16 protein-coding genes are annotated in these 19,627 nt (G+C 70.9%); 10 read left to right on the top strand and 6 right to left on the bottom strand.

From position 1 onward, the window contains the following. Window positions 1–29: 29 nt before the first annotated feature. The 4 genes from rsmA to rsmI all read right to left on the bottom strand — a co-directional run bounded on the left by rsmA (window position 30) and on the right by rsmI (window position 4,319). Window positions 30–881 carry a 16S rRNA (adenine(1518)-N(6)/adenine(1519)-N(6))-dimethyltransferase RsmA gene (gene rsmA / locus HQQ88_RS16485; RefSeq protein WP_173170346.1) on the bottom strand — a complete coding sequence of 284 codons (852 nt, stop codon included), beginning with the start codon at window positions 879–881 and terminating at the stop codon, window positions 30–32. After that, entirely contained in the window at window positions 881–1,789 is a 909-nt protein-coding gene (locus tag HQQ88_RS16490) for a TatD family hydrolase (protein WP_173170348.1), read from the bottom strand. Before HQQ88_RS16490 ends, rsmA begins: the two co-directional genes overlap by 1 nt. Continuing rightward, window positions 1,786–3,363 carry a methionine--tRNA ligase gene (gene metG / locus HQQ88_RS16495; RefSeq protein WP_173170350.1) on the bottom strand — a complete coding sequence of 526 codons (1,578 nt, stop codon included), beginning with the start codon at window positions 3,361–3,363 and terminating at the stop codon, window positions 1,786–1,788. The genes HQQ88_RS16490 and metG overlap by 4 nt, the downstream gene beginning before the upstream one ends. A 134-nt stretch (window positions 3,364–3,497) precedes the next feature. Continuing rightward, window positions 3,498–4,319, bottom strand: a complete 822-nt coding sequence (rsmI, locus tag HQQ88_RS16500; protein ID WP_123292295.1) for a 16S rRNA (cytidine(1402)-2'-O)-methyltransferase — start codon at window positions 4,317–4,319, stop codon at window positions 3,498–3,500. A 66-nt stretch (window positions 4,320–4,385) separates the two neighbouring features. On the opposite strand from rsmI, the gene HQQ88_RS16505 reads away from it, so the two are divergent. Continuing rightward, window positions 4,386–6,017 (top strand): phospholipid carrier-dependent glycosyltransferase, encoded by a 1,632-nt coding sequence (locus tag HQQ88_RS16505; RefSeq protein ID WP_173170352.1) that lies wholly within the window; start codon window positions 4,386–4,388, stop codon window positions 6,015–6,017. Between the two features lie 178 nt (window positions 6,018–6,195). On the opposite strand, the gene HQQ88_RS16510 is transcribed toward HQQ88_RS16505, so the two are convergent. Then, window positions 6,196–6,858 carry a TetR/AcrR family transcriptional regulator gene (locus tag HQQ88_RS16510; RefSeq protein WP_159574131.1) on the bottom strand — a complete coding sequence of 221 codons (663 nt, stop codon included), beginning with the start codon at window positions 6,856–6,858 and terminating at the stop codon, window positions 6,196–6,198. 169 nt (window positions 6,859–7,027) lie between these two features. Between HQQ88_RS16510 and HQQ88_RS16515 the strand changes: the two genes are divergently transcribed. From HQQ88_RS16515 to HQQ88_RS16545, 7 genes are all read left to right on the top strand, one after another. After that, complete coding sequence (locus HQQ88_RS16515; RefSeq protein WP_123291813.1) at window positions 7,028–8,569, top strand: MFS transporter; 1,542 nt, start codon at window positions 7,028–7,030, stop codon at window positions 8,567–8,569. 344 nt (window positions 8,570–8,913) lie between these two features. Next, the gene (locus HQQ88_RS16520; protein ID WP_165932391.1) at window positions 8,914–9,786 is read left to right on the top strand and encodes a sulfurtransferase; all 873 of its coding nucleotides are present in this window, start codon (window positions 8,914–8,916) and stop codon (window positions 9,784–9,786) included. Between the two features lie 31 nt (window positions 9,787–9,817). Then, window positions 9,818–10,885 (top strand): NAD(P)-dependent oxidoreductase, encoded by a 1,068-nt coding sequence (locus tag HQQ88_RS16525; protein ID WP_131880447.1) that lies wholly within the window; start codon window positions 9,818–9,820, stop codon window positions 10,883–10,885. A 2-nt stretch (window positions 10,886–10,887) separates the two neighbouring features. Next, window positions 10,888–11,427, top strand: a complete 540-nt coding sequence (locus tag HQQ88_RS16530; protein WP_131880445.1) for an ATPase — start codon at window positions 10,888–10,890, stop codon at window positions 11,425–11,427. A gap of 90 nt (window positions 11,428–11,517) precedes the next feature. Then, complete coding sequence (locus HQQ88_RS16535) at window positions 11,518–13,362, top strand: DUF255 domain-containing protein (RefSeq protein ID WP_173170353.1); 1,845 nt, start codon at window positions 11,518–11,520, stop codon at window positions 13,360–13,362. An 18-nt stretch (window positions 13,363–13,380) separates the two neighbouring features. Continuing rightward, window positions 13,381–17,238, top strand: coding sequence for an ATP-dependent RNA helicase HrpA (hrpA, locus tag HQQ88_RS16540; protein ID WP_173170355.1), 3,858 nt, complete (start codon window positions 13,381–13,383; stop codon window positions 17,236–17,238). Window positions 17,239–17,257: 19 nt separating this feature from the next. Continuing rightward, window positions 17,258–17,626, top strand: coding sequence for a VOC family protein (locus tag HQQ88_RS16545; RefSeq protein WP_123292292.1), 369 nt, complete (start codon window positions 17,258–17,260; stop codon window positions 17,624–17,626). On the opposite strand, the gene HQQ88_RS16550 is transcribed toward HQQ88_RS16545, so the two are convergent. Beyond that, complete coding sequence (locus HQQ88_RS16550; protein WP_173170357.1) at window positions 17,627–18,181, bottom strand: YbaK/EbsC family protein; 555 nt, start codon at window positions 18,179–18,181, stop codon at window positions 17,627–17,629. It abuts the gene before it with no gap. A 40-nt stretch (window positions 18,182–18,221) separates the two neighbouring features. On the opposite strand from HQQ88_RS16550, the gene HQQ88_RS16555 reads away from it, so the two are divergent. Both HQQ88_RS16555 and HQQ88_RS16560 read left to right on the top strand, forming a co-directional pair. Then, window positions 18,222–18,914 carry a maleylpyruvate isomerase family mycothiol-dependent enzyme gene (locus tag HQQ88_RS16555; RefSeq protein WP_132099849.1) on the top strand — a complete coding sequence of 231 codons (693 nt, stop codon included), beginning with the start codon at window positions 18,222–18,224 and terminating at the stop codon, window positions 18,912–18,914. Beyond that, the gene (locus tag HQQ88_RS16560; protein WP_132099848.1) at window positions 18,911–19,564 is read left to right on the top strand and encodes a CatA-like O-acetyltransferase; all 654 of its coding nucleotides are present in this window, start codon (window positions 18,911–18,913) and stop codon (window positions 19,562–19,564) included. The genes HQQ88_RS16555 and HQQ88_RS16560 overlap by 4 nt, the downstream gene beginning before the upstream one ends. Window positions 19,565–19,627: the final 63 nt, after the last annotated feature.

Raw genomic sequence — 19,627 nt, forward strand, 5'->3', positions numbered from 1 at the left:
TATTTCGCCGATCCGAGGCGGGAGACGAGCTACTCCGCAGCCGCGAGGACCGTCCGACCGAGCCGCACGAAGTCGTCGACGCCGATCGCCTCGCCCCGCGCTGTCGGGTCGATGCCCGCCGCCGTCAGGACCTCGGAGGCGTGGGCACTGCCGCCGAGCACACCGGACAGGCTCTGCCGCAGCATCTTCCGACGCTGCTGGAACGCCGCATCGACCAGGGTGAAGACCCGCGACCGCAGCCGCTCGCCCCCCGGGGGCTCGTGCCGGTCGAACGCCACGAGCACACTGTCGACGTTCGGGACGGGCCAGAACACCTGTCGGCTGACGAGCCCGGCCGTGCTCCACGAGCCGTACCAGGCGGCCTTGACGCTCGGCGACCCGTAGACCTTGCTGCCCGGGCCCGCCGCGAGGCGGTACCCGACCTCGGCCTGCACCATCACGAGCGACCGCTCGATCGACGGGAAGGTCGCGAGCAGGTGCAGCAGCACGGGCACCGAGATGTTGTAGGGCAGGTTCGCGACGAGGTGGGTCGGTTCGGTGTCGAGGTCCGATGCGGCGACGGTCATCGCGTCCTGCTGCACGACCGTCAACGAGGCCTCCGGCTGCATCGCGCTCACCGTCGACGGCAACCGCGCCGCGAGCCGCTTGTCGATCTCGACGGCGGTGACGTGGGCGCCGGTCTCGGTGAGCCCGAGCGTCAGGGAGCCGAGGCCCGGCCCGATCTCGAGCACTCGGGACGACGGCGTCACGCCGGCGACCGACACGATGCGCCGGACGGTGTTGGCGTCGTGCACGAAGTTCTGCCCGAGCTTCTTCGTCGGGGTCACGTCGAGTTCGGCGGCGAGCTCCCGGATCTCGGCCGGGCCGAGCAGCGCGCCCACTACTCGTCCACCGTCACGGGCTCGGCGTCCCACGCACCGTAGACGAGCTCGGTGTTCGACGCGATCTGCGCGGCGAGCATCGAGGCATCGGTGCCGAGGGTCTCCGCCATCGACCGCAGGGTGATCGGGATCAGGTACGGGGCGTTCGGCCGGCCGCGGTACGGCGTCGGGGTCAGGAACGGCGCGTCCGTCTCGACCATGATCAGGTGCCGCGGCGCGACGACGAGGGCTTCGCGGAGCAGTGCCGCGTTCTTGAACGTCACGGTTCCGGCGAACGACATGTGCCAACCGCGCTCGGCACAGAGCCGAGCCAGGTCGGGTCCGCCGGAGAAGCAGTGGAACACGGTGCGCTCCGGAGCCCCGACGCGGTCGAGCACCTCGACCACGGCGTCGTGCGCGTCGCGGTCGTGGATGGTCAGCGCGAGGCCGTGCTCCTTCGCGATGCGGATGTGCTCTTCGAACGAACGGATCTGGGCGTCGCGCCCGTCCTCACCGGTGCGGAAGAAGTCGAGCCCGGTCTCACCGATCGCCCGGACGCGGGGCAACGCTGCCAGCGCCTCGATCCCGGCGAGGTGCTCGTCGAGCAGCCCCTGCTCCTGCAGCGACGGCGCCTCGTTCGGGTGCAGTGCGACCGCTGCGAGCACGCGGGGTTCACGGGCGGCGATCGACGCGGACCACTGCGAAGTGGCGAGGTCGGTGCCGACCTGCACGACACCGCGGACGCCGACGCTCGAGGCACGGCCGAGGTGCTCGCGGTAGTCGAGCGCCCCGTCGCCACCGTCGGCGATCTCCATGTGCGTGTGGTTGTCGTAGACCGGGACCACGAGCGCCTCGGGCAGGGGCGGGTAGGTCAGGTCGCGCTTGGAGCCGTCCCCGTCGCCACGGGAGCGGAGGTGGGCGTCGGTCACGCGGCGCCCTGCTCCGCCTGCTCGATGCGCGGGAACAGCCCGCTCTCGAGCGCCACGACGTGCGAAGCACCCTGCCACTCGAAGGCACGATCGACTCGCTGCTCGGCGATCGAGCCGCCGGCACCGATCGACGCCCACAGCTTCTCGGTGGCCTTCGGCATCACCGGGGAGAGCAGGACCGCGACGGTGCCGAGCCCACGGAGCGCGGTGGTCAGGACGGTGCCGAGCCGCTCGCGGTTCGCGTCGTCCTTCGCCAGGGCCCACGGCTGCTGCTCGGTGATGTACCCGTTCAGGGCATCGACGAGCTCCCAGACGGCAGCGATCGCCTCGTGCGGGGCGAACGCGGCGATGGCGGCGTCGGCACGCTCGGTGACCGAGACCGCCAGGGCATCGATCGCCTGGTCCGACTCGGTCAGCGAGCCGCGCGCCGGCACTGCGCCGTCGAAGTACTTCTGCAGCATCGCGACCAGGCGCGAGGCCAGGTTGCCGAAGCCGTTCGCGAGCTCGGCCTGGTACCGCGCCGAGATGTCCTCCCAGCTGAAGTTGCCGTCCTGCCCGAAGGTGATGGCGCGGAGGAAGTAGTAGCGGAAGGCGTCGGAGCCGAAGGTGTCGGTGATCTCCGACGGCGCGATGCCGGTCAGCTTCGACTTGGACATCTTCTCGCCGCCGACGAGCAACCAGCCGTGACCGAAGACGCGCTCGGGGACGGGCAGGCCGGCAGCCATGAGCATCGCCGGCCAGATGACCGCGTGGAAGCGGGCGATGTCCTTGCCGACGATGTGCACGCTCGGCCACAGGCGCTTGAAGGCCTCGTCGTCCTCGGTGCCGTAGCCCAGCGCCGTGACGTAGTTGAGCAGGGCGTCGAACCACACGTACAGGACGTGGTCGCTGTCCCACGGGATCTTGATGCCCCAGTCGAAGCTGGACCGCGAGATCGACAGGTCGCGGAGGCCCTGCTTCACGAACGAGACGATCTCGTTGCGGACGCTCTCCGGCTGGATGAACAGCGGGTTCGACTCGTACAGGTCGAGCAGGCGCTGCTCGAAGTCCGACATGCGGAAGAAGTAGTTGCGCTCGGACAGCACCTCGACCGGGATCGAGTGGATGGCACAGACCTGCTGCCCCTCGTACGCACCGGTGCCGGGGACCAGGTCGCTCGGCTGCTTGTACTCCTCGCAGCCCACGCAGTAGAAGCCCTCGAACTCGCCGGCGTAGATGAAGCCGTCGTCGTAGAGCTTCTGCAGGAACGCCGTCACACCGCGCTCGTGGCGCTCGTCGGTGGTGCGGATGAAGTCGTCGTTGGCCACGTCGACGGTGTCGAGCAGCGGCTTCCACGCCTCGGTCACGAGTCGGTCGGCCCACTCCTGGGGCGTGACCTCGTTCGCCGAGGCGGTGCGCAGGATCTTCTGTCCGTGCTCGTCGGTGCCGGTGAGCAGCCAGGTGTCGTCACCCCGCTGCCGGTGCCAGCGCGCGAGGACGTCCGCGGCGACCTCGGTGTAGGCGTGCCCGATGTGGGGCACGTCGTTCACGTAGAAGATCGGCGTGGTGATGCTGAACGAGGACCCGGCGGACATGCGGACCATCCTACGGGCGCGCGGAACCCGGATGACGCGCGCGGCGGTGGACTGTGGAAAACCGGATCCGGGAGGCCCGTGGCGGGCCCGCCCCGCGCCTCCAGACCGGCCGACGCGAACGTGACGAGCCCCGCTCAGCGCGCCGCGAGCGCCCCTTCGTACAGGTCCCGCTTCGACAGCCCGGTCGCGTCCGCGACCGCCGCTGCGGCCTCCTTCATGCGCATGCCGGCGGCCACCCGCTCGAGCACGAGGCGGACCCCGTCGTCGAGCGTCGCCTCCTCGGTGGCCTCGGCGGCACCGGCGACGACGATGCAGATCTCGCCCCGGACCCCCTCTGATGCCCACGTGACGAGCTCGTCGAGCGGACCGCGCCTGACCTCTTCGTACAGCTTCGTGAGCTCACGGCAGACCGCGGCACGACGGTCGCCCCCGAACCCGACGGCCATGTCGGCGAGCGTCTCGGCCAACCGGTGCGGCGACTCGAAGAAGACCATCGTGCGCTGCTCCCCCGCGAGCGCCTGGAACGCGCGGCGACGCTCCCCGCCCTTGCGCGTCGGGAACCCCTCGAACGTGAAGCGGTCCGTCGGCAGTCCGGAGACGGCGAGCGCCATGAGCACCGCCGACGGGCCGGGCAGTGCCGTGACCGTGACGCCAGCGGCTGCCGCTGCCTCGACGAGCGGGAAGCCGGGGTCGCTGATCGCGGGCATGCCGGCGTCGGTGAGGACCACGACGTCCTCGTCACGAGCGAGCTCGACGACCTCGGACGCCTTCGCCCGTTCGTTGTGCTCGTGCAGGGCGATGAGCCGCGGACGGTTCTCGATGCCGAGGGCACGCATGAGGTGGATGGCGGTCCTGGTGTCCTCCGCCGCGACCACGGTGGCGTTGGAGAGGGTCTCGACGAGACGGCGCGAGGCGTCCCCGAGGTTGCCGATGGGGGTTGCTGCGAGGACGATCACGCCACCCATTGTCGTCGCAGCGGGGTCGCAGCGCGGACATGCGGTCGATCCGTAGGATGCTCAACGATGACCAGCGAGCTGACCGACGACCGCACGGCCGTGTCCGACGCGCCGGTCGGCTCGCGCCTCGACGACTGGTGGGGGCGGGTGCTCTCCACCGCCCAGCGCGTCGCGGTGTGGCGCTGGGCCGGACCGATCGCGGTGACGCTGCTCGCCGCCGTGCTGCGCCTGGCGAACCTGGGGAACCCGCACTCCCTGGTCTTCGACGAGACCTACTACGTCAAGGACGGCTGGTCGATCGTCCACCTCGGCTACGAGGGCACCTGGCCGGCGAACCCGAGCAGCGACTCCGCCCCGACGACCGACGACCGGTTCTCGAGTGGTGAGACGGACATCTTCACCAGCGCCGCGGAGTTCATCGCGCACCCGCCGCTCGGCAAGTACCTGATCGGGCTCGGCATGCTCCTGTTCGGGGCGGACAACTCGTTCAGCTGGCGGTTCGCCGTCGCCGTGCTCGGCATCGCGACGGTGTTCCTCACCGCGGTGATCGCCCGGTCGCTGTTCCGCTCCACCCTGGTCGGCACGCTCGCCGGCGGCCTGCTCGCGATCGACGGCCAGGCCATCGTGATGTCCCGCGTCACGCTGCTCGACGGGATCCTGACGTTCTTCGTCGTGCTCGGGTTCGGGGCGCTCCTGCTCGACCGGCGCCGGAGTCAGCGGCGGCTCGACGACTGGGTCGCCGAGCGCGTCGCCGCCGGCCGGGACACCCTGTGGGGGCCCGTGCTCTGGTGGCGTCCGTGGCTGTTCGCGATGGGGCTGACGATGGGGTTGGCCACCGCGACGAAGTGGTCGGGGATGTACTTCCTGGCGTTCTTCGCCGTGTACTCCGTGCTGAGCGACATGATGATGCGCCGCCGTGCGGGGGTCGAGTTCTGGTCGTCCAGCGCGCTGCTGCAGCAGGCCCCCGTGTCGTTCCTGCTCACCGTGCCGATCGCCGCCGTCACCTACGTCGCGTCGTGGACCGGCTGGTTCGTGTCGAAGGACGGCTGGGACCGGAACTGGCTGGCCTCCGGCGGCGAACGCTGGACCGGATTGCTCCGGTGGGTGCCGGACAGTCTGCAGAACTGGTGGCACTACCAGTCGGAGATCTACAACTTCAACATCGGGCTGCACACGCCGCACTCGTACCAGGCGAACCCGCTGCTCTGGCTCGTGATGCAGCGGCCCACGTCGATGTTCTACGTCGGGACCGATGCCGGCCAGGACGGCTGCTCGGCGAGCCGCTGCGGCGAGGCGATCACCGGCGTCGCGAACCCGTTCATCTGGTACGCGGCGGTCATCGCGACCGTGGCGCTGCTCGTGCTCTGGATCCTGCGCCGACAGTGGCAGTACGGCTTCGTCCTGCTCGGCGTCGCCGCGGGCTACCTGCCGTGGCTGATGTACGTCAACCGGACGGTGTTCCAGTTCTACACGATCGCCTTCGAGCCCTTCATGGTGATGGCGCTGGCGGCGGCGATCGGGTTGGTGCTCGGGTCACGGACCGATCCACGGCCCCGACGGACCCGGGCGATCGTGTGGGTCGGCGTGTACCTGGTCGTGGTGGTGCTCGCGTCGGCGTACTGGTACCCGATGTGGACCGCGATCCAGGTGCCGTGGGACTTCATCCGGTCGCACTACTGGCTGCCGAGCTGGCTGTAACGCGCGTCGAGTTTCGGCCCGTCGCGCTGGTCGCGACTGGCCCGGCGCCCTGGTCGTGACCGGCCCGGCGCACTGGTCGCGACCAGACCGCCGGACGGGAGGCACGGGTCGACTCCGCCACGGGCCTCCAATCCGCAGTCGGTTGGCACCGGAGCCGCGCGCGGTCCGCGGGGACGCGTCAGGACTGCGCGTGCAGCGCGCGCTCGATGGACTCACGGTCGAGCGGGTCGCCGACCATGCTCGGCGCGGTCCGGGTCTGCGGCAGGACGCCCTCGATGAGGAGTTCGGCGTACCGGCGCCAGGCGTTCGGGTCGTGCTCGCGGGTGGCGTCCGCGACGGCGCCCACCATGGCGGTGAGCATCGGGAGGTCGCGGTAGTCGAAGCCGGCGCGGACCACCCCGGCGGTCTCGGCCCGACCGATGATCGCGGAGACCTGGCGTTCCAGCCGGTCACGCTCCTGCACGATCGACGGACGCGCCTTGCCGGCACGCACGATGGCGTCGGCGAGCGCACGGTCGCGGGCGCGGAACTCGAACACCCCGGTCAGGTAGACCCGCAGGGCCTCGCGCGGGTCGACGACGTCGGCGGCGCGGGCTGCTGCGTCGTTCATCGCCTCGAACTTGGTGGCGAGCAGCGCCTCGATCAGGGAGTCCTTGTCGGCGAAACGTCGGTACACGGTGCCGACACCGACCCCCGCTTCGTGCGCGATGTCGTTCAGGGTGACCGACAGCCCGCGCTCCGCGAAGCACTTGCGAGCGGTCTGCAGGATCAGCTCGCGGTTGCGTGCCGCATCGGCGCGCAGCGGGCGCTCGAGGTCGGGCGCGGACTCGGTGGTGCTCACGATGCCGAACCTAGTTGAACTTTCTGGGAATAAGTGGATGCGGACCTTCCGTTTCGGTCTACACTGTCGACAAACGGATGCCGCGCATCCGTTTGACACCTCCCCTCTTCGAAACGCCCGACGGTGCGCGCTTCGTGCTCCCCCTCCAACCTTCTCGAAGGAGGCTGCCGTGACGGCAGAACACACCGTGCCGACCCCCACCGGGGCAGCACCCACGACTTCTGGCACCACCCCCGCCAAGAGCAACCACCGCTGGATCGCCCTGGCGGTCATCGCCCTCGCCCAGCTGATGGTCGTGCTCGACGCCACGATCGTGAACATCGCGCTCCCCTCGGCCCAGGCCGACCTGGGGTTCGGCACCGACCAACGCCAGTGGATCGTCACCGCGTACTCGCTGGCGTTCGGCTCGCTCCTGTTGCTCGGCGGGCGCCTCGGCGACCTGTTCGGCCGCAAGAACACGTTCATCATCGGACTGGTCGGCTTCGCGGTCGCGTCCGTGCTCGGCGGCCTCGCCGACTCGTTCGGCCTGCTCGTCGCGGCCCGCGCCCTCCAGGGTGTCTTCGGCGCCCTGCTCGCACCGTCCGCGCTCGGCATGCTGACCACCACGTTCCGCGACCCGAAGGAGCGCGGTCGTGCGTTCGGCATCTTCGGCTCGATCGCCGGTTCCGGTGCGGCCATCGGCCTGCTCCTGGGCGGCGTGCTCACCGAGTACGCGTCGTGGCGCTGGTGCCTCTACGTCAACGTCGTCTTCGCCGTGCTCGGCGTGATCGGCGCGCTCGTGTTCATGGAGAAGCCGCCGAAGGTCGATCGCCCGCGCATCGACGTCGCCGGCGTCATCACCATCACCGCCGGTCTGGTCGGCGTCGTCTACGGGTTCTCGAACGCCGAGACCAACGGCTGGGACTCCCCCGTCACCATCGCGATGCTCGCCGGTGGCGTCGTCCTGATCGCCGCGTTCGTGTTCATCGAGACCCGTGTGGCGCACCCGCTGCTGCCGCTGCGGGTCGTGCTCGACCGTGACCGCGGTGGGTCGTTCATCGCGATCGGCCTGGTGGCGATCGGCATGTTCGGCATCTTCCTGTTCCTGACCTACTACCTCGAGCAGACCCTCGGGTTCAGCTCGCTGCAGACCGGTCTGGCCTTCCTGCCGATGCCGCTGTCGATCATGATCTCGGCGACGCAGATCGGTGGGCGACTGCTGCCGCGCATCGGCCCGAAGATCCTGATCTTCGCCGGTGGCCTCGTCGCCGCGATCGGCCTGCTCCTGCTGCTGCGCACCGACCTGGACAGCTCCTACGCGGGCACCGTCCTGCCGGCGCTGATCGTCATCGGGCTCGGCATGGGCACGATCTTCTCGTCCGCGATGAACACCGCGACCACCGGGGTGGCCCGAGCCGACGCCGGTGTGGCCTCGGCGACGGTGAACACCATGCAGCAGATCGGTGGCTCGATCGGCACGGCGCTGCTGTCGACGATCTTCGCCGACGTCGTGAAGAACAGCCTGACCGGGCTGTCGGCGGCGCCCACGAAGCTGCAGCAGGCGCAGGCCACGCTCGACGGCTACCACGTGGCGTTCGGCATCTCGGCCGGTGTGCTCGTGCTCGTCGCCCTGGCGGGTGGCCTGCTCATCAACCGGCAGTCGGTGCGGCTCGACCGGCTCGCCCACGCCGCGTCCACGACGACCGGGAGCATCCCCGCCGCCGCACACTGACGCCTCAGCTCGTCCGAACGGCCCGTCCTGGTTCTGCCGGGGCGGGCCGTTCGTGCGTGTGTGTGTGGCGGGGCAGGGTGGGGCTGGGGTGCGGGCGGGGGCGGTTGCGGGCGGGGGCGGGTGCCGGGTCGCACGGGTTTTGCGACGTTCCACGAGTCGTTCAACGCGTGGATCGTCGGAACATGCACCCGCAGTCATTGCGTGTGCATGTTGCGACGAACCACCGGTCGAACAACTCGTGGATCGTCGGAACATGCGCACGCACCAGCCACCACACGCGCCCCGGTTGCGCAGTGTGTCGGTTTCCCTGTCACCCGTCAGTGGTCCGCATTATCGTGTGCGGCATGGCCCCCGTCCTGACCTCGCCGCTCGTGTCGACGCAGTGGCTCGCCGACCACCTCGGTGGTGACGAGCTCGTCGTCCTCGACGCCTCCGTGCACACGGTGGGGACCGGCCTCGAGACGATGTGGCACTCCGCGGTCGCCTCCTACGAGCAGCGCGGGCACGTCCCCGGCGCCCGCTTCGCCGACCTCGTCGACGCGTTCTCCACGCCGGGCGCCGAGGTGCCCTTCACCCGCCCGAGTGCCGAGCGGTTCGAGGCAGCTGCTGGCGACCTCGGCGTCACGAACACCTCGACGGTCGTGGTCTACGACGACAGCATCGGCGAGTGGTCGGCGCGGCTGTGGTGGATCTTCCGGTCGTTCGGCTTCGACTCCGTCGCGGTCCTCGACGGCGGGTTCACGAAGTGGCGCGACGAGGGCCGGCCGGTCCGCGTCGGTGCACTGCGCCATTCACCATCGCCGGCGAAGGCGCCCGACGACGACAGCGCCTTCCTCGCCGGTGAAGAACGCCCGCTCTGGGCCGACCACGCCCGTGTCCGCCGAGCAGTGACGGGTGAACAGCCCGCGGCACTGGTGTTCGCGGCGCCCGCAGCGGCCCTCGGCGACGACCACCCGCCGATCATCCCGGGGAGCACCCCGATCACCGTGGACACCCTGGTCGACCCGGACACCAACGCGTACCTGCGCGGGCCGAAGCTCGCCGAGGCGTTCGCCGCGGTCGTCGGCGAGGACGAGATCGTGACGTACTGCGGGGTCGGCAGCGCCGCGTGCGTCGATGCCCTGGCGCTGACCGTGCTCGGCCACGACAAGGTCACCGTGTACGACGGCTCGCTGCTGGACTGGTGGCGGCACGAGCCCGAGGCCATGGCGTCCTGACGACGACGCGCGCCCCGGCTAGCGTTGGCGCATGAGCTCCAGACGCGCGGTCATCCTCGGCGGTACCGGCGGGATCGGTTCGGCCGTCGCGCGTGAACTCCTCGACGCCTCCGGGCGGGGCGGCGACGACTGGCAGGTCGACGTCATCGCGCGCCGCGGTGGCCCGGCAGCCGATTCCCTCACCGCCCGCGGCGCGACCTTCACCGCGGGTGACCGCCGCGACACGAGCACCCTGCGCGACCTCCTCCGCCCCGGCGCGGACCTGCTCGTCGACACCGTGGGGCTGACCCGCGACGACGCGACGCAGCTCCTGCCGTTCCTCGACGACGTCGGTTCCAGCGTCTTCGTCTCCTCGCGTGCGGTCTACGTCGACGACCAGGGCCGGCACGCGAACTCGACGGACAAGCCGGTCTTCGGCGCCGCGGTCACCGAGATCCAGCCGACCGTCACGGCGGGCGACGGCGACCCGACCAGCCGTGACGGCTACGGCGCGGCGAAGGTGGCGTCCGAGCAAGTGCTGCTCGACCACGGCGCCCCGGTCACGGTGCTGCGCCCGTCGAAGGTCTACGGCGTCGGCATCGGTCGACCGCGAGAGTGGTTCGTGGTCCGCCGGGTCCTCGACGGCCGGGAACGCATCCTGCTCGCCGACCACGGCCGCGGTGTGGACCACACGACGGCGGCGAGCGGCATCGGCTCGCTCGTCCGACTGGTCGCGGACGCTCCGGACCGGCGCATCCTCAACGTCGCCGACGACACCGCTCCGACGGCGCTCGAGATCGTGCGGACCATCGCTGGACACCTCGACCACCGGTTCGACGAGGTCCTGCTCGACGCCGACGCCCCTGCCTTCGTCGGCACCACCCCCTGGTCGTCGCCGTCACCGTTCGTCCTCGACACGACGGCGGCACGCGCGCTCGGGTGGCAGCCGCCGACCTTCGCGGCCGCGGTCCTGCCCGAACTCGACTGGTTGGTGGAGACGGCGCAGTCCACACCGGCTGACGGTGACGTGCCGTGGGCCGACGACCCGTTCTGGGAGCGCATGTTCGACTACGGCCCCGAGGACGCTGCCCTCGCGCTCCTGTCGCTGGGCCTCGGGTGACGGTGCCGAGCACGCCCCGCTCCGAGGTCCTGTTCATCGGCGGGCGGTCCGGTGTCGGCAAGTCCACCGCTGCCGAGGCGCTGCACGACCTGCTCGTCGCCGCGGACGTGCGCCACGCGGTGATCGAGGGCGACCTGCTCGACCTGGCGCACCCGGCACCGCACGTCGAGCACCCCGAGGCGCGGCTCGCGGAACGGAACCTCGCCGCCCTGTGGACGTCCTACCGCGAGCTCGGCCACCACCGGCTGGTCTACACGAACACCGTTTCCGTGCTCGAACACGAGCGTCTGGCGGCCGCCATGGGCGACGACCCCGTGGTCACGACGGTCCTGCTGCGCGCGGCGGACGGTCCCACCGCCGAGCGGCTGGCCCGACGGTCGGGTGGCGAGGTCCCGCAGGCGCAGCTCGCGCACAGCACGCGGACGGCCGGGAGGCTCGACTCGGCTTCCGGGGACACGGTCACCCGGGTGGACACGGACGGTCTCACCCCCACCCAGGTCGCACAGCGTCTCGCCGCGTTGACGGGGTGGCTCCCCCGCTGACCGTCCCGCTGCGGCCTGTGGACTCCGCGATCCGTCCACAGATCGCCTCCGTCGCTGGCCCGCTCAGTCGCCACGGGGCACGCTGGAGCCATGAACGACAACCGACTCGGCACCTCGGTCAGCCCGTACCTCCGGCTGCACGCCGACAACCCCGTGGACTGGCGCGAGTGGGGCCCCGAAGCCTTCGCCGAGGCACGTGAGCGCGGCGTCCCGGTCCTGGCGTCGGTCGGCTACGCCACGTGCCACTGGTGCCACGTCATGGCGCGTGAGAGCTTCGCCGATCCGGAGATCGGTTCACTGCTCCGCCAGGACTTCGTCGCCGTCAAGGTCGACCGCGAAGAACGTCCCGACGTCGACGCCAGCCTGATGGCCGCCGCGAGCGCGTTCACGCAGCAGCTCGGGTGGCCCCTGACGACGTTCCTGACGCCCGAGGGCCACGTGTTCTTCGCCGGCACCTACTTCCCGCCGACCCCCGTCGGTCAGGTGCCCGCGTTCCGGCAGATCCTGGCGGCGGTGCTCGATGCGTGGACCGAGCGGCGGCACGAGGTCGACGCGAACGCCGCGGCCATCGCGACGGCGATCCGGCAGGGGGCCGAGGCGGACGCGACCGCCCGCGCTGGCGAGGGTGCTGGCGGAGCAGCCACGGGCCTCCCGTCCGCCGACAGCATCCGGGCCGTCACCGGTCAGCTGTCGCAGGCAGAGGACACCACCTACGGTGGTTTCGGCGGTGCTCCGAAGTTCCCGAGCACGCCGCTGCTGGAGTTCCTCGCCGACGCAGCACGCGACGGCGATGCCGAGGCCGACGGCCTGCTGGACCGGTCGCTCCACGCGATCCGGGCCTCCGAGTTGACCGATGCCGACGGCGGTGTCTTCCGGTACGCCACCAAGCGCGACTGGAGTGTGCCGCACTACGAGCGGATGCTCTACGACAACGCCGGACTCCTCGCGGTCGCCGGCGCCGAACAGGCGCGCGGCATCGCGGACTTCCTGCGCGACACCCTGCGCCAGGACGACGGGGCGTTCGTCGCCGCGCAGGACAGCGAGTCCACGATCGACGGCCAGCGGGTGGAGGGCGAGTGGTACCGGCGGCCGCTGTCGGAGCGCGCGCTCCTCGAGCCGCCACCACTCGACGACCAGGTCCTGACCGGTTGGAACGGCCTGGCGATCCGCGGACTCGCGATCGCCGGTGACCGCCATGACGACCCCGAGATGATCTGCCTCGCCCGGGATGCGGCCGATGCGCTGCTGCGGTCGCACGTGCGTGACGGGCACGTCGTGGTCCGCTCGAGCACGCCTCGCGGCGCGTCAGCAGCACCGGCGACCATCGAGGACGTCGGACTGCTGGCCGAGGGTCTGCTCGAGCTCGCCCTGGTGACCGGCGAGGTCACCTACGCCGTGACGGCTCGTTCCCTGGTCGACGACGGCCTGGCGAACCGGTTCGACGTCGACGCCGTGCTCGCCGGAGCGGGCACGGCGACCGGGGAACAGCCGCAGACCGCGATGCGCTCCGGCACGGTGGCGCTGGCCGCAGCGGCAGCCGGCCTCGCGGCGTTGACCGGGGACTCCGCGTACCGGACAGCGGCGGCGCGGTTGGTGGCCGACCGCGCGACGACGGGTACCGAGCGACCGCTCGGGCACGCCGACGCCCTCGGTGTCGCACTCGGCCTGCAACGACCCTCGCGCGAGGTCGTGGTCGTGACGTCGGACCAGCACGACCCGCTCCGCGACGCCGTCCGCGCCGCGCGCCGACCCGGCACGGTCATCGCTCGTGTGACCCCGACGCAGGCTGCGGATTGGGCGGCTGCGGGGTTCGAACTGTTCGAGGCACGAGACGCCCTCGACCCGGCTGCGTACGTCTGCCACGACCGCGTGTGCGCCCTGCCCGCTCGATCCGCGGCGGACCTCGCCGCCGGACTCGCAGCACCGGCGGCGTGACGGTATCCTGGAATGCTCATGTCTCCCACGCCGCCAGTCATCACGTACCCGCCCGAACTGCCGGTCTCGCAGCGGCGGGACGACATCGCGGCCGCCATCCGTGACAACCAGGTCGTCATCGTCGCGGGTGCCACCGGCTCGGGCAAGACCACCCAGCTGCCGAAGATCTGCCTCGAGCTGGGGCGTGAGCACATCGGGCACACCCAGCCCCGCCGGATCGCCGCTCGCACCATCGCCGAGCGCGTGTCCGAAGAGCTCGGCAGCGACCTCGGCGACCTGGTCGGCTACCAGGTCCGGTTCACCGACAAGGTGTCGTCGAACACCCGCATCAAGCTGATGACCGACGGCATCCTGCTGAACGAGATCCACTTCGACCGCGACCTGAAGCGGTACGACACGATCATCATCGACGAGGCGCACGAGCGGTCGCTCACGATCGACTTCCTGCTCGGGTACCTCAAGCGACTCCTGGTGCGGCGCCCTGACCTCAAGCTCATCATCACGAGCGCGACGATCGACCCCGAGTCCTTCTCGAAGCACTTCGGCGATGCCCCGATCATCGAGGTCTCCGGGCGGACCTACCCCGTCGAGATCCGGTACCGCCCGCTCGTGTCCGAGGACGCGGACGACACCGACGAGGACGACGAGACCGACTCGCGCACGGCCGACCGCGGCGGGGCGAACGGCGCCGACGACCGCGACACCCTGCAGGGGATCACCGACGCACTCGACGAACTCGCGCGCGAAGAACCCGGCGACGTGCTCGTGTTCCTGTCCGGCGAGAACGAGATCCGTGACGCGCAGGACGCGATCGAGGGCAAGCGCTACCAGGGCACCGAGGTCCTGCCCCTGTACGGCCGGCTCTCCGCCGCCGACCAGCACCGCGTGTTCGACCGACGCACGACGCCGGGGATCCGCCGACGCGTGGTGCTCGCCACGAACGTCGCCGAGACCTCGCTGACGGTGCCCGGCATCAAGTACGTCATCGACACCGGGACCGCCCGCATCTCCCGGTACTCCCCGCGCGCCAAGGTGCAGCGGCTGCCGATCGAGGCGATCTCGCAGGCCAGCGCGAACCAGCGTTCGGGTCGAGCGGGCCGCACGAGCGCCGGCATCGCGATCCGGCTCTACTCCGAAGACGACTTCGAGCGTCGCGACGAGTTCACCGACCCCGAGATCCTGCGGACGAACCTCGCCGCGGTGATCCTGCAGATGATCTCGCTCGGGTTCGGCGACATCGAGTCGTTCCCGTTCCTGCAGCCACCGGACTCCCGCGGCGTGAAGGACGGCCTGGACCTGCTGCGCGAACTCCGAGCCGTCGACAAGGACGGCCGGATCACCAAGTCCGGACGACAGCTCACCCGGCTGCCGATCGACCCGCGGCTCGGCCGGATGGTGCTCGAGGCCGGGCGCCAGGGCGTCGGTCGCGAGGTCGTCGCCGTCGTCAGTGCCCTGAGCATCCAGGACCCCCGCGAACGCCCGCTCGAGAAGCGCGCCCACGCCGACCAGATGCACGCCCGCTTCGCCGACCCGACGAGCGACTTCCTCACCCTGCTCGCGCTGTGGAACTACATCGAGGACAAGCAGGACGAGCTGTCGTCGAGCGCGTTCCGCCGGCTCTGCAAGGCCGAGTTCCTCAACTACCTGCGCATCCGCGAGTGGCAGGACCTCTACCGCCAGCTCTCCCGCGCCGCGAAGCAGGTCGACGTCCGGGTCGGGCAGTCCCGTTCCGACGACGGCGACGCGGTGCACCGGTCCCTGCTCGCCGGTCTGCTCAGCCAGATCGGGCTGCGCGACCGCGAGAAGCGCGACTACCTCGGCTCGCGGAACACCCGGTTCGTGGTGTTCCCGGGCAGTGTGCTCGCGAAGAAGCAGCCCGACGCGGTGATGGCGGCCGAACTCGTCGAGACCAGTCGACTGTTCGCACGGACCGTCGGCCGGATCGACCCCGCCTGGGTCGAGCCCCTCGCCGGTGACCTGCTGAAGCGCACCTACGGCGAACCGCACTGGGAGAAGAAGCAGGGCGCGGTCGTCGCCTACGAGCGGGTGACCCTGTTCGGCGTCCCGATCGTGCAGCGGCGCCGCGTGCAGTACGCCCGGATCGACCCGGAGCACTCGCGCGAGCTCTTCATCCGCCACGCCCTGGTCGAGGGCGAGTGGGAGTCGCAGCAGGCGTTCGACCGTGCCAACCGGAAGCTCCGCAAGGAACTCGAGCAGCTCGAGGAGCGCACGCGCCGCCGCGACATCCTGCTCGACGACGAGAACGTCTACGAGTTCTACGACGCCCGCATCCCCGCCGACATCGCGACGACCCGCGACTTCGAGGGGTGGTGGCGGACGACGCGCCGCGACCAACCGGACCTGCTCACGATGCGCCGGGCGGACCTCCTGGACGAATCCGCTGCCGAGGCGGCGGAGGACGACGTCGAGTACCCGACCCAGTGGCGGAGCGGCGACCAGCGACTCGCGATCCAGTACCGCTTCGAGCCGGGCGCGCAGGACGACGGCGTCAGCGTGCAGGTTCCGCTCGCACTGCTCCCCCGCATGCGCGAAGAGGGCTTCGACTGGCAGGTCCGCGGCCTCCGCAAGGAGCTCGTGACCGCCCTCATCAAGTCGCTGCCGAAGCAGATCCGCAAGAACGTCGTACCCGCAGCCGACTGGGCCGAGAAGATCGTCGCCGAACTGCCGGACGACGCCCCGACCGAGCCGACCGAGTCGTTCCGCGCGACCCTGGCCAAAGCGATCCAGCGCATGACCTACGTGCCGGTGTCGGAGTCCGACTTCGACCTGGCCCGCGTGCCGTCGCACCTGCTGCCGACCTGGGCGGTCGTCGACGAACGTGGTCGGCGCGTCGAGGCCGGCAAGGACCTGTCGGTCCTGCAGACGAAGCTCAAGGACCGCACGCAGCAGAGTGTCGCCTCCGCCACGGTGCGGGCTGCGGGACAGCCAGGAGGCGCGGCTCGCGTCGCCGCCGCCGGTGGCGGTGCCGGGGTGGAACAGTCCGGCCTCACCACGTGGCCGCCCCAGGACCTGCCACAGACCCTCGACACCAAGCAGGCCGGTGGTGTCATCCGTGCCTACCCGTCCCTGGTGGAGGAGGGCTCCGGCCCGAAGGCGACCGTCGGCGTGCAGTTGCTCGCGACGCCGTCCGACCGGCAGGTGCGCATGCCCGCCGGGGTCCGTCGCCTGGTGATGCTCGCGGTGCCGTCGCCGGTGTCGTACATCCAGTCGCACCTGACCGCGCAGGAGAAGCTCGCACTCGCGGCGAGCCCGTACGCCTCCACGAACGCACTCTTCGACGACGTGCTCGCGGCCGTCGTCGACGCGGTGATCCGTCGCGCTCACCCGGACGGGCTCGTGTTCACGAAGGCCGCGTTCGAAGCGGTCCGTGACGCCGTGTCGGCGACGGTCGTCGACACGATGTTCACGGCGGTGTCCGAGCTCGCTGCCGTGCTCCTCGCCCAACGGTCCGCCGAACGAGCACTCAAGCAGGCGAACTCGATGTCCCTGCTCGGTGCGCTGACGGACATGCGCCAGCAGATGGAGCGTCTCGTCTCCCCGGGGTTCGTCTCCGTCGCCGGGACCGACCGGCTCCGGCGCATCCGGGTCTACCTGCAGGGCATCGAGGCACGCGTGCAGAAGCTGCTGCAGAACCCCGGGCGCGATGCCACGTGGATGCGCGAGGTCACCGTCGCCACCGACCGCTACGTCGACGCCGGCGGGGCCTTCCCTCCGGCAGTCGGTTCGCACTCCGAGCTCGTGCACGCGCGGTGGATGCTCGAGGAGTTCCGCCTCAGCCTGTTCGCGCAGGAACTCGGCACCGCTGAGACGGTGTCGTTGCAGCGGATCACGAAGGCCCTGACCGCGGCGCGCTGATCGGTCTACCGTGACGGCCATGATCGGCACACTCGACATGGTCGTCCTGGACTGCGCAGACCCTCGCGGCCTGGCGCGCTTCTACGCGGAGCTGCTCGGCGGCGAGATCGTCGGCTTCGACGAGGACTGGGCCGAGGTCGCGCTCCCCTTCACCGACCAGCGGCCGCTCCTGGCGTTCCAGCAGGTCGAGGACTACCGCGCACCCGAGTGGCCCGGCCAGCTCGTCCCGCAGCAGAGCCACCTCGACGTGAAGGTCGAGGACCTCGACGACGGCGAGGCCGCGGTCCTGGCGATCGGTGCGACCGCGACGGGCTCGGCGACCCCGACGTTCCGCGTGTACCTCGACCCGGCGGGCCACCCGTTCTGCCTCATCCGCCCGAACGACTGATCAGCCTTCGGTCGCGAGCCCCTCGGTCGCCAAGCCCTCGACGACCTGCACACCCGGCAGCGCTCCGAGGACGGAGCCGGGCAGGAACACCTTCGCGCCGCGTCGTCCGGCTCCGATCACCGCGTCCGGTGCATCGAGCACGCGGGAATCGACGTACACCGGCCACGAGGAGGGCAGCCCGATCGGGGTGATCCCGCCGTACTCCATGCCCGTCAGCTCCACGGCCTGGTCCATCGGCGCGAAGCTCGCCTTCCGCACGTCGAGCAGCTTCCGGACGACACGGTTCACGTCGAGGCGGGTGTGGGCGAGCACGACGCACGCGGCGAACCGGACGTCCTCGCCGCGCTTGCCCGCGACGACGATGCAGTTCGCCCCGCCGTCGAGCGGGAAGCCGTACGCATCCGAGAACGCGGCGGTGTCGGCCAGGTCAGGGTCGATCGGAGCTGCCTCGATCCGTGCGGCGACATCGGCGGGCAACACGGCGAGCGCCGCGGCGACCGGTGCGGCCAGCAGTTCCGGGGCGGTCAGGGCAGGAACCCGTTCGAGCGTCGGCATGGCTCCACCCTAGGGAGCACCTCGTGACCATGCTGGCTCCATGTCGACGTACGACACCCACCTCACCGCCCTCGCCGGAGCAGCGCAACGGTTCGACGACGTCCTGCGGTCCGGCGACCGCGCGGCACCGGTGCCGTCGTGCCCTGGTTGGTCCGTCGAGGACCTCGGTGTCCATCTGACCGACGTGCACCGGTGGGCGCTCGGGCAGCTGACCGGTTCGGAGCCCGCACCGCTCGCGCACGACGACCTCGCGGACCGCTTCCGCACGGGAGCCGACGAACTCGTCGCGGCGCTCCGGGCACGCTCCTCGGACACTCCGTGCTCGGCGATCTACCCGCCGGACACGGCCGCGACCTGGGCACGTCGCCAGGCGCACGAGACCGCGATCCACCTGTGGGACGCGCAGCGGGCGCTGGGAGTCGAGCCGGGCCTCCCGGTCGAGCTGGCGACCGACGGCGTTCGTGAGGTCGTCGGTGACCTGTACCCGCGTCAGGTGCGGCTCGGCCGCATCGCGGCGCTGGCGCGGACCGTCGCGTTCGCGTTCTCCGACGCACCCGGCGAGGCCTCGCTCGACGGCACGGACGGTGGCGACGCCGCCGTCATCGTCACTGGTCGGGCGGAGGACGTGCTGCTCCTCCTGTGGAAGCGACGGGCGCTCGTCGAGGTCGCGTTGACGATCGACGGTGAGCGGGCAGCACTCGACGCCGCACTCGCGACCAGACTGGTGCCATGACGGAACTCCGACCGATCGACCTGGACACCTGGCCCCGCCGCGAGCACTTCGAGCACTACCGGCAGCGTGTGCAGTGCTCCTACGAGGTGACCGTCGACGTCGACGTCACGGCGTTCGTCGCGGCGGTCCGCACGAGCGCGGCGAAGACCTACGCGTCCCAGATCTGGGCGATCGCGACCGTGGTCAACCGCCACGCCGAGTTCCGGATGCAGCTGCTCGACGACGGCTCCCCCGGCGTCTGGGACGTCGTGCACCCGATGTTCACGGTGTTCCACCCGGACACGGAGACCTTCTCGGCGTTGGTCGTGCCCTACGACGAGGACCCCGGCCGGTTCCACGCGGCCGCGGTCGACACGATGGAGCGGTACCGGGACGACGTCCGGATGTTCCCGCAGGACGACCGGCCCCGGAACGTGTTCGACGTCTCCACCTTCCCCCGCACGTCGTTCACGGGGTTCGCGCTGCACGTCCGCGACGGGTACGACCACCTGTTGCCGATCATCACGCTCGGCCGGTACCGGACGGAGGGTGACCGCACGGTGATGCCGCTGGCCCTGCAGATCAACCACGCGGCGGCCGACGGTTTCCACACCTCGCGGTTGGTCCAGGAACTCGAGGACCTGTTCGCCGATCCGTCGTGGCTGGTGTGAGCGCGCCACGCTGACGGACGGGAGGCCCGTGGCGGACCCCGCCACGGGCCTCCCCTTCGCTCG

Source organism: Curtobacterium sp. VKM Ac-2861 (assembly GCF_013204965.1).
Classification (GTDB): Bacteria; Actinomycetota; Actinomycetes; order Actinomycetales; family Microbacteriaceae; genus Curtobacterium.

Excerpts from the sequence above, each read along its gene's own strand:
- HQQ88_RS16550 (WP_173170357.1), bottom strand. The coding sequence starts at position 18,181 with ATGCCGACGCTCGAACGGGTTCCTGCCCTGACCGCCCCGGAACTGCTG.
- metG (WP_173170350.1), bottom strand. The coding sequence starts at position 3,363 with ATGTCCGCCGGGTCCTCGTTCAGCATCACCACGCCGATCTTCTACGTG.
- HQQ88_RS16555 (WP_132099849.1), top strand. The coding sequence starts at position 18,222 with ATGTCGACGTACGACACCCACCTCACCGCCCTCGCCGGAGCAGCGCAA.
- HQQ88_RS16520 (WP_165932391.1), top strand. The coding sequence starts at position 8,914 with ATGGCCCCCGTCCTGACCTCGCCGCTCGTGTCGACGCAGTGGCTCGCC.
- HQQ88_RS16525 (WP_131880447.1), top strand. The coding sequence starts at position 9,818 with ATGAGCTCCAGACGCGCGGTCATCCTCGGCGGTACCGGCGGGATCGGT.
- hrpA (WP_173170355.1), top strand. The coding sequence starts at position 13,381 with ATGTCTCCCACGCCGCCAGTCATCACGTACCCGCCCGAACTGCCGGTC.
- HQQ88_RS16560 (WP_132099848.1), top strand. The coding sequence starts at position 18,911 with ATGACGGAACTCCGACCGATCGACCTGGACACCTGGCCCCGCCGCGAG.
- HQQ88_RS16505 (WP_173170352.1), top strand. The coding sequence starts at position 4,386 with ATGACCAGCGAGCTGACCGACGACCGCACGGCCGTGTCCGACGCGCCG.
- HQQ88_RS16535 (WP_173170353.1), top strand. The coding sequence starts at position 11,518 with ATGAACGACAACCGACTCGGCACCTCGGTCAGCCCGTACCTCCGGCTG.
- HQQ88_RS16545 (WP_123292292.1), top strand. The coding sequence starts at position 17,258 with ATGATCGGCACACTCGACATGGTCGTCCTGGACTGCGCAGACCCTCGC.